The following is a 9810-nucleotide window of genomic DNA, read 5'->3' on the forward strand; positions in this document are numbered from 1 at the left end:
AGATTTTCACTTTCTATTGCCTGCACTGCCATTGAGATTGCTAAAGCGGCGTTCAATTCTGCAGCCCAGTCATGATCTGGAAACCCTTCGGCCAAGAGTCTTTTGTTTTTCTCCTGATAGGCCTCTTCCTCTATGACTGTCGGAGTGCTTACAGCAGGAATGCCGATAAGTTGATAGAAGAGCTCGGGGCTGGTTTCGAAGACGATGGCGAGCAGTCTCTTAAAGAGAAAGTCTTGATGTTGATCCTCTAGAGTTGAGCGCATCCATGTTGAGCCTTTATCTGGCGTATGAAAGCCATCTGCCGGCGGTTGTTCGGTTGCCTCTTCCATGATGATGACTTCAAGGTGACGGCTAATAAGTAGAGCTATTAACTTTGGATCGAGGCTATGGAGCGTCTTCTGTAGTATCGTCAAATCTTCGCTCGTATCTGCAAGCTCAAGCCATTGCCAGACTTGTGACTCTTCGAAAGTATCAAAGCTCCAGAGATCAAAATCTAACATGAGTTGCATTTGCTCTCGACTTGCCATTTCCAGAATTTCAATTGAGGATTCCAATCCCTGGTCTTTTAAGGCAAGGAAGAGTCTTTGGGCTGGAATTCCCCTCGTAAACGCAACGGGATTTTCTGCACTATAGATCTGTTTTATGAGAGAAGCCGATCGGCCTCCAGTTGATGGTGAATGAAAGTGAGATACTGGCTTGTCCATGTTACATTCTCGTGTTCGACCGTATCGTAGAGCGGTAATTCTTCGCTTAAAGCATTGAACGCTTCTCTCCAACCAGGGAGAGCGAAGGGATTTCAACCCGATAATACCACAATAACCGAGTGGATTCTCGAATTAGGATATTACTGCTTAGGATGTTACTGCCTCTACCTGTTGTGCACTTTCTGGCTTTTCTTCGCCCTTCACTTCCTGAGAAGTGGTGCTTTGTTCACTGCCATTGGTGTTGGAACTCTCTACGCTCTCTGACGCGCCCTTTTCTTTGGTGCTCTTTGTCTTTGAGCTTGCTCCTTTGGAGGTCGCTTTTAACGGGGCAAGTACAATATAAATCTGTCTTCCCCGGGCTGGTGAGCGCTCATCAATCGCAGCTACATCTTTGAGTTCTTCTACAATCTCTTCAAACTTTTCAATTCCGAGGTCCATATACATTACCTCTCGACCACGGAATCTCATCGAGAACTTGACTTTGTCTCCCTCACCGAGAAACTCTCTTGCCTTCTTTAGTTTTGTTTCAAGGTCACTGGAGTCTGTTCGATAGCGGATTCGTAGCTCTTTTAAGGAGGTTTCTACCCGCTTCTTCTTTGCTTCAGTTTCTTTCTTCTGCTCTCGATACTTGAACTTGCCATAGTCCATAAACTTACAAACTGGCGGCTTTGAGTTCGGTGCTACTTCAACAAGGTCTAGTCCCTTATCCTCTGCAAGACTCAGGGCATGCGAAGTCGCCATGACGCCAAGTTGCTTTCCTTCGTCATCGATAACCCGTACTTCTGGGACTCGGATATTTGTATTGATACGGTGAGTGTCTTCTTGGGCTTGTACAGGGGCTCTTCTTCCTCGTCCACCCCTTCGATAGTTTACCAAATAATGCTCCGCGGTTCGTTAGTATGTAAATCTCTTTAAAAATTGTTGCTTACTCTCCAAATACCTTGCCGTCTGCTGTCAGAGCGGAAGCACGCCACGTCAGATTTCTGATCGGGCTTTTATAGCACCGATTCTACAGCACCAGTGTTATAGCACCGTTCACCCCGTGCGGGCGAGTATATTCAGATAGTTGCCCCGATACTTTGCCGTGAAGCGCTCTAAAAATCAAGTCGGTTGCATCGTGGTACGTATATGGACGTATTTTCCCTGAATTGAGGCACTTTTCCTGTAAAGAGCATTAAAAGTAAAATTGCAATAATTCAAGTATCTTATGTGGCAAATTGCTTGATTTGCCTCAGGTTTGCCAGCTGTCTACGAGACCCTTCTGAGCTTTCTAAGATAAAATCGACGGCCCGTATTTTGGAAGGACCCCTTTGGTAGGAGTTGAAGGAGAAGGCCTTTTGTTTTTATGAGAGGAGGGAAGCAAGGAGTGAAATCGAGGAAGAGCAAACTCCGGAAGAAGACGAGGTGTTTATATTCCCAACTCTAAAATCGGAATGTATTACCCTGCTGATTGTTCCCTTCGTTCTCGGTAACGGAAAGGAACAAGTATTTCAATAAGCTAAGTAATACTGGATGTGTTTGAGTTGACACGATGACATCAACAGAGAGATAACCAAGGAAGAGATTCAAGGGAAGAAGCGGTGAGATTCCGCCACGGTCCCGCCGCTGTAATCTGTCACCATAATCGGCTTGATTGTGGAATCGAACTGGGAAAGCAGCCACTGAAGAACTACCTCTCTTCGGGAAGGCTCTAGAGCGAAAGACAGTAAGTCAGAAGACCTATCTCAAATGACATGGGAGACGCCCTCGCGGATTGGGGTGTCAGCGTCAAATAACGCTGTTAGCAGAGCTCAGGATAGAAATAAAAACGTCGTGGTGTAGCCACAACGGCGATATAGGTATGCTTGTTCACTTATTTTCTGGCGTAGCTCGAGATGGCCTTGATAGGTCGAGTAGTTGCAAAACCGCAGTGCGTAGTCATAGGGGTGTTCTTATATGTTTCGATTTAAAGTTTTTTTTCTTGTTGGAATTGTCTGCTCATCGCTCGTCGAAATAGAGACGGTGAGAGCTGAAACAGAGTCAATAATTGTAACACCGCATCGCTCCACATCTGACATATCAAGCTTCGGAGGGTCGTTGACTGTTATTTCCTCTGATGAGATCGAACGCTCGCAGTACGTCAATGTTGCGGATTTGCTACGTGGGTATCCTGGTCTTGATGTAGTACGGAGTGGAGGCAGAGGTGGCAATACTTCAATTTTTATGCGAGGGGCAAATTCGGAGCACGTTCTCGTGCTTCTCGACGGGATTGAACTGAATAATCCTGTAACACCGACTCGCACGCTTAATTTTGGAGCGCTCTCTTTAGAAAATGTTGAAAGGATTGAAGTATTACGTGGCCCACAGAGCGGGGTTTGGGGATCGAATGCAATTGGTGGTGTGATAAACATCATTACCAAAACTGGCGAAGCAGGACCTCGTTTTAAAGTCTCAACAGAGGGCGGTACGTTCAAGCGTTTTGCTCAAAAGCTCTATGTTGCACATTCTACGAAAGAGCTTGATACCTCTTTGAGTTTTGTTCGAGAGCAGGAGGGGGGGATCTCGGCAGCAGATGAACGCGCGGGAAACAGTGAGCGAGACAATTTTGAAAATACCAGTCTTACCCTCAGAGCCAAATACAACTCATTATGGGGGGGGACTCTTGATAATACGCTTCGTTTGAATCGCTCCGGTGCAGGGCTCGATAATCAAGGTGGTATCGGTGGCGATGATCCAAATAGAGACTTGAAAAACGAGGAGCTATTTTGGCGTTCAGCTCTCTCAGGAGAATTGCTTGAAGGCTTATGGATACCGGCATTTGGCATTTCGTATGCGTATCATGACCTCAAAGATGAAAACGTCCCTGATAGTATTAATCCGCTCGATGAGCTGGGTAGTCGTTATCGTGGTGAAATGTTCACAGCGGACTGGATCAATACGTTCTCTCTTAGTGATAGTCTCAGGCTCGTTGCCGGTTTTGAATTTCAAAAAGAGCGAGGGAGTTCGCTCTATCAATCAGACGGAGTCTTTGGTCCTTTTGAGTCGAGGTTTGGTCCATTCGATGCAGTAAATCGCGCCTACTTTATCAATGGGCTCATGTCAGTAAGTGATAATATCTCGTTCTCATCAGCGTTGCGCTTAGATAGCCATGAGGTCTTCGGCGATAGGATGACCTATAACGTATCTCCCGTTATTTATTTCTTAGACAAGACTCTAAAGGTACGAGGTGCAATCGGTACTGGATTCAGAGCACCGTCACTCAACCAGCTTTTCTCTACCTATGGCTCGCCAGAGCTTGATCCAGAGGAGAGTGAGAGTTGGGAGTTAGGTGTAGACCATACTTTGGCCAATGATCATGCCAGCATTGGACTTACCTACTATCAGCAATCTATAGACCAGTTAATTACCTTTGATCCTGCCACGTTTCTCTTTCAGAATATTAATGAAGCAAAGATTGATGGCCTCGAGTTTTATGGGGAGTATGAGCCAACTGAGAATCTAAAGATTCGCCTAGATTATACTTTGCTGAATACCAAGGATGTTCAAACAGATCAGCAGTTGCTCCGCCGAGCAAAGGACCAAATAAATCTTTTTCTTTCTTACTCTCTAAGAAATATTCCTGCTACTCTCAGTGCATCATATCGATACACTGGAGCACGGTTTGATAATAACTTTTCTCTCTATCCGCCCGTTCGCGAGCGGTTATCGCCTTATGGAATAGTTGATCTTCGTTTGTCCAGCCACATTTCAAAGAATCTTCGAATTTACGGTCGGCTTGAAAACGTTTTTGATAAAGAATATCAAGACGTTCTTGGATTCGGCTCGTATGGACGAGGAGTTTTCGCAGGGATGGAGCTGATGCTGTGATGTTCTTCGGAGCACGAAAGAATTGTGATATGTCTGTGAGTCGGCCACTACTCTCAGATGCTATGAGATATTGTTTTTTACTCTTCGTGTCGGTGTTTGTGATCGGAATATCAGCTCAAGCGAGCGATTCTCCTTGTCAGCGTATTATTTCTTTTGCACCGAGCATTACTCAGATAGTACAGGAGCTAGGCCTCCAACGTCATCTGGTTGGAGTATCGTTGTTTGATAAGTCAGTATCAAAAGAGGTTGCGCGTGTCGGTGATCTCTATGGAATGAATAGAGAAGCACTTGTCATGCTTAAGCCAACGCTTGTGATCCTTCTTCAGGAACATCGGAGCTTTCACCGACTTGTATCAGATCTGCGGATTCCGATTTTGTCTATGGATCATTCCTCCGTTAACCACATTCGAAGTTCTATTCAATCGTTGGGGAGGCAGTGCGAACTCGAAAGCCAGGCGATGAAAATCCTCACAACGCTGGACAAGAAGATGCAAAATATTAGGGAGCGTCTTATCTCTCTTCGTAAGAAGACGTTAAATGAGGTAAGAGTGTTGGTGCTTATCGGGAATCCAACAGCGACTCATGAGGGAATTGGCCGGCTGTTTCTATCAGGAAAAGATGGTTTCTATTCAGAAGTTTTGAGTGAAATTGGAATTCATTCGGCCTATCTCGGAAAAACAACTGGATTGAGCTCATTCTCTCTGGAGGGATTAATGGCTCTAAATCCTACTCACATTTTTCATGTAATTCCCTCCTCAGAAAACAACTCTACTCTGACTCGCATAGAGGAACGCTGGAGAAAGGAGTTTCCGATGCTTCGTGCCGTAGCGAACGGCTCAATAGGAGCGTCTCACGAACCTTTCTTTTTGATTCCCGGAGTGGATTATCCTAAGGTTGCAGAAGCATTTGCGAACTTTGTAGTTGGAAAGACAAATGAGCAATCATGAAAGTTGGGCGAGTATATTGGAAGTCAGTGATCTTGAGATTGGCTTTTCAAATCTGCAATTAGCAAGCAGCATTTCATTTTCTCTGAAGCAGGGGGAATGGATAGGTGTCATGGGATCGAATGGGGTTGGAAAGACGACGCTCATTAAGACATTGCTAGGACTGGTAAGTCCCCGACGAGGAAGAATCACTTTCCTGAGTCAGGCGTTGGAAAAAGCCGAGTCTGCAGACCTACGGAAAAAGTTCGGTTATATACCTCAATCTCTTTTGTCTATTCCTAGTCTTACGCTCTTTGAGTATTACTCAAGTTGTTGGCGTAATCGGTTTTCTCGAAATACATCTTGCTTATCTGAAGAGGTCTTATCCTCACTTCAGGCTGTTCAGCTGCAGGAGAAAAAAGAGATACCACTTTCAAGCTTAAGCGGTGGTGAGCTTAGGCGGGCTCTGTTTGGAGCAACTCTACTCGTAAAACCAAGCTGTTTCATATTTGACGAGCCGACTGTAGCGCTCGATAGTATGGCGGAGCAGGAAATCAGAAATATTCTTGCGAATAATCAGCTCCGGAAGGGCTCCTCTGGAATTATTGTATCTCATGATGAAAAATTTCTGCACGATATTTGCGAGCGGATTCTTGTTTTAACTCCACAGGGGATGAGAGAGCAGTCATGAGTGGTTCTATTCTGTCAGCATCTTCGAGGCTTCGGATCGGAAGTATAGTACTATCGGTAATAGTTCTACTTTTTGCACTCAATGCGGGTGTCTACGAAAGTATTGTGCCGCGTTTTTTTCGTGGAGCACTAACGGCGCAGGAATCCTTTGTTCTTTTTGAGTTGCGTGTGCCACGAGTTCTCATTGCTTTTGCCGCTGGCGCAATTCTTTCTTTGGTCGGGCTGGTATATCAGACATTATTTGTGAATCCATTAGCATCACCATATACCTTAGGTGTGTCTGGATGTGCAGCCGTGGGCTATGTCATTAGTCAGTTTTTTCTGCCTGATTCACTTCGTTCATCGCTTAACACCATCTGCTCTATTATCGGAGGAATTGCGGCTTTATGTGTGTTACTGCCATTTCTGAGGAGTAATAAATTGCGTATGACAGACACGGTCCTCTTATGTGGAGTTTTATTAAGTCTCTTTTGCGGCAGTCTTCTCTTTCTCCTGCAGTATTTTTTAGATCCAGCGGGAATAGTGCAGTTAACCGGATGGTATTTTGGAACCCTGAGTGTTACGGGAATCGAGAAACCGTTACTTCTTTTAGCGCTCTCCCTCATACTTTTACTGATTTTGCGGTACTCTGCTCCAGCGCTCGATCTCCTTCTTCTCGGGGAAGAATATGCGCATGGAATGGGAGTTCCAGTACGTGCATTACAGCTTCGTTTGATTGGATTCACTACACTACTCGTTGCGCTTACCGTAGCCTTTTGTGGTCCGATAGGCTTCATTGGACTTATCATGCCACACTTCGGACGGGCTATGGTTGGTCATTCGCATGCTCGTCTAATAGCCTTTAGCTTTTATAGCGGAGGATTCTTTCTCGTCTTTTGCGACGCAACCGCTCGTATATTAGGAGGTATGCAAGAGATTCCGGTAGGTCTCGTGACTGCTATTATCGGCTGTCCAGTTATGGTTACACTTCTTATGAAGCGGTAGGCCTACTTTCTAGAATCTTCCGATCTGAAGTGCGCTGGATTGAGATGCAAGTTGCACTTTTGGTTCGTCATGCTGTTGTCTTACTCCTTGTGATACCAGAAAGAGCTGATCAATACGCTTGTCTGGTCGGTTGAGTTTGTATTGCAGCTCCCAGAACCTATCAAAGGGTCTTAATGCAAATTTTTCAAGGTGCTTATTGAATTTATAAGCCTTCGCATATTGTGATCCATCTTTAGCCGTAGCAACGACTATAAGAGTCGCCCTCTGGATATCACTACCTCTTTTAATGGTAAATGTACGTTCACCTTTTCCAGTCATTCGCGCTCGATTCTTTTTATTGGGAGTATCAGAGTAATACCACTCAATTGATTGAATATCTTCATCAGTGAATGTTCCTTTGAGTGAGGCACGAAGTGGCGTTGATAGTTTTTTTCTCTTGTCTCCGATCCAATCATATCGAAAGCGAGCTTCTGTAAGAAAAAACTTCGGCTTGAAAGCAGTATCAAGAGCCTGTTTCCTTTTTTGAGAGAGTGAATTGTCAAGAACAGGCTTGAGAGAAATTGCTTTCCACGCTCGTTTGATTCTTCGAGAGGCCTGTTCTTTGATGAGGGCTGCTGTAACCACTGAGTCCCGATAGTCGAGGAACTCAAGTATTGGGACAAGAGGAGCAGCACTACTCGCTTTCTCGTTCAGAAGCGGTGCTAAGGCGCTTTGAAAGCTTTTGAGTTCAAAATGAGACCGCGGGAATTCACTCGAAGAGAGGATAGAAAGGAGCTCAGATGAATCCTTAAGTACTCTTTCGAGAGTAGCTTGTATGTTGGGCTTTCTGACATCATCCCATGAAAGCACCGCAAAGTTTGGAGACCTTACCTCAGGTTCAAGTAGGGGCTGGATATGAGAAACATCTCTTATATCTGAGATGGTCTGGCGGGCACGAATGCCAACATTCGCAACTTCTGAAGACACTGCCATGGGAGTTGTCTGAACCCCAATATCTTGAGGATCATATTGTTCTCGAGTATTCATGGAGCTCGGTTTCGAGGTAGCGATAAGTTCGTCGATCGTATTTGACGATACCTGTCGAGCGACTCTATGACTCTGTACCTGTAGTGTATGAGAAACGTGTTCTGACTGTATCGGTTTAATCCCTAGAATTTCCGGGAGAAATATTCCAGCAGTTACTGCTATCAGAAGACTCAGCCCAAGAAGAATATTTCTTCGTAATATCCATGAGTCATTTTTTGAATAGAGTAGAGATGTCATCATTGATTTTCTCTCAATTAACTATGCTATGGAAACCAGAGCATTCACAGTCAACGATAGGAGACCGAAGCCCTATGAGCACCAATAGAAAACCAAATATCGAAAACGGGAGTAAAAACGGGTCGAGAACTGCGCATCAGTCAGTCCTGTATATGCTTTATTATGACTCCATTTTTGGGGTAGGTGACATGTCAGAGGAAGTTTTTACATATATATAAGCATAACAAGGAGTTAGGGCGGATAAGGAGTGGGCGAGGCATCTCGGGAGGATACGCCTTTGATCGTGATCCTCCTCTGGTGCGCACGGCAGTATTGAGGGAAAGAGAGCCTGGTGTTCGTAGGGGTGACCATTTTGTAGGTCTATGGCATCCTTACGGTTATCTTTGAATCCCTGATTCCGTATTTACAAGGGCTCTTCCGTACTGAGTTCATGTTTCGGAAAGATTCCTACACAGAGAGAAAAAGAGTTTAAAAGATTCCGCTCTTAAGGAAAGCGGGAGTGTGTTGTTACAAAAGGTATTATGTCAGATTTCACTGAAGGTGCTTCAATTCGAAATATCGCAATCATTGCGCACGTAGATCACGGTAAAACTACACTTGTAGATCATTTGTTCCGTCATAGTGGTGCCTTACAGCGAGGAGAAGATGCAGTAGAGCGAGTAATGGATAGTATGGATCTTGAGCGTGAACGAGGCATAACTATCTCTGCAAAAAACTGCTCGGTCGATTGGAAGGGAACGAAAATCAATATTCTTGATACGCCGGGACACTCTGATTTTGGTGGAGAGGTTGAGCGCTCATTGAGTATGGTCGATGGTGTCGTGCTATTAGTTGATGCTGCAGAGGGTCCTCTTCCTCAGACACGCTTTGTCCTCAAGAAGGCTCTGGAATTAAACCTTGAAGTCATTGTGTGCTTAAACAAAATTGATCGTTCCGATGCTCGACCAGAGGAAGTGTTAAACGAAGTTTATGACCTTTTTATTGATCTTGATGCAACTGAAGAGCAGATTGAGTTTCCAGTCTTATACCTCGTTGCACGAGATGGAATCGCGAAGCGAAGGTTAGACGATGCAGATGGAAACCTTTCGCTACTCCTCGATCAGATTCTTGAAACGATGCCCCCTCCTAGAGGTGATATCTCCAAGCCCTTTCAGATGCTGGTAGCAAATCTGGATTATAATGACTACCTCGGGCGGCTTGCTGTAGGGAGAGTCGTACATGGAGAGGTGCGTTCCCGAGATCCATTGGTTCGTATCGGCGCTGAAGGGACTCCTTTGCCACTAAAAGTAAGTTCGCTCCAAGCATATTCAGGGACTCAAGTTCAGCCACTCGAAACGGCGCGCGCTGGTGATATTATTCTTCTTGCGGGACTGGATGAGGTAGAGATAGGTGACACTATT

Annotated in this window: 8 protein-coding genes and 1 riboswitch; of the genes, 5 read left to right on the forward strand and 3 right to left on the reverse strand. The window is 45.1% G+C overall.

Translation table 11 applies throughout. The annotated features are described in order from the left end of the window. Positions 1 to 704 (reverse strand): hypothetical protein (locus EBR25_11125; GenBank protein ID NBW41535.1); only part of this gene is annotated, 704 nt, incomplete at its 3' end. Positions 705 to 851: 147 nt separating this feature from the next. Further along, a complete protein-coding gene (locus tag EBR25_11130) occupies positions 852 to 1580 on the reverse strand; it encodes a translation initiation factor IF-3 (protein ID NBW41536.1) in 729 nt (242 codons plus the stop codon). A 653-nt stretch (positions 1581 to 2233) separates the two neighbouring features. Next, positions 2234 to 2446, forward strand: a riboswitch (cobalamin riboswitch). 193 nt (positions 2447 to 2639) lie between these two features. Here EBR25_11130 and EBR25_11135 point away from each other — a divergent pair. The 4 genes from EBR25_11135 to EBR25_11150 are packed head-to-tail and all read left to right on the forward strand — an operon-like array spanning position 2640 to position 7147. Next, positions 2640 to 4550 carry a TonB-dependent receptor gene (locus EBR25_11135; protein ID NBW41537.1) on the forward strand — a complete coding sequence of 637 codons (1911 nt, stop codon included), beginning with the start codon at positions 2640 to 2642 and terminating at the stop codon, positions 4548 to 4550. Continuing rightward, positions 4550 to 5497 (forward strand): hypothetical protein, encoded by a 948-nt coding sequence (locus EBR25_11140; protein ID NBW41538.1) that lies wholly within the window; start codon positions 4550 to 4552, stop codon positions 5495 to 5497. Before EBR25_11135 ends, EBR25_11140 begins: the two co-directional genes overlap by 1 nt. After that, positions 5484 to 6164: an ABC transporter ATP-binding protein gene (locus EBR25_11145; GenBank protein ID NBW41539.1), complete on the forward strand. Its 681-nt coding sequence runs from the start codon at positions 5484 to 5486 to the stop codon at positions 6162 to 6164. The genes EBR25_11140 and EBR25_11145 overlap by 14 nt, the downstream gene beginning before the upstream one ends. Beyond that, positions 6161 to 7147, forward strand: a complete 987-nt coding sequence (locus tag EBR25_11150; protein ID NBW41540.1) for an iron ABC transporter permease — start codon at positions 6161 to 6163, stop codon at positions 7145 to 7147. The genes EBR25_11145 and EBR25_11150 overlap by 4 nt, the downstream gene beginning before the upstream one ends. Positions 7148 to 7156: 9 nt before the next feature. Here the strand turns inward: EBR25_11150 and EBR25_11155 are convergent, their stop codons facing one another. Further along, positions 7157 to 8413, reverse strand: coding sequence for a hypothetical protein (locus tag EBR25_11155; protein NBW41541.1), 1257 nt, complete (start codon positions 8411 to 8413; stop codon positions 7157 to 7159). Between the two features lie 518 nt (positions 8414 to 8931). Here EBR25_11155 and EBR25_11160 point away from each other — a divergent pair. Next, positions 8932 to 9810: GTP-binding protein (locus tag EBR25_11160; protein ID NBW41542.1), on the forward strand; the 879-nt coding region annotated here is incomplete at its 3' end.

It is taken from the genome of bacterium (assembly GCA_009926305.1).
Classification (GTDB): Bacteria; Bdellovibrionota_C; UBA2361; order UBA2361; family RFPC01; genus RFPC01.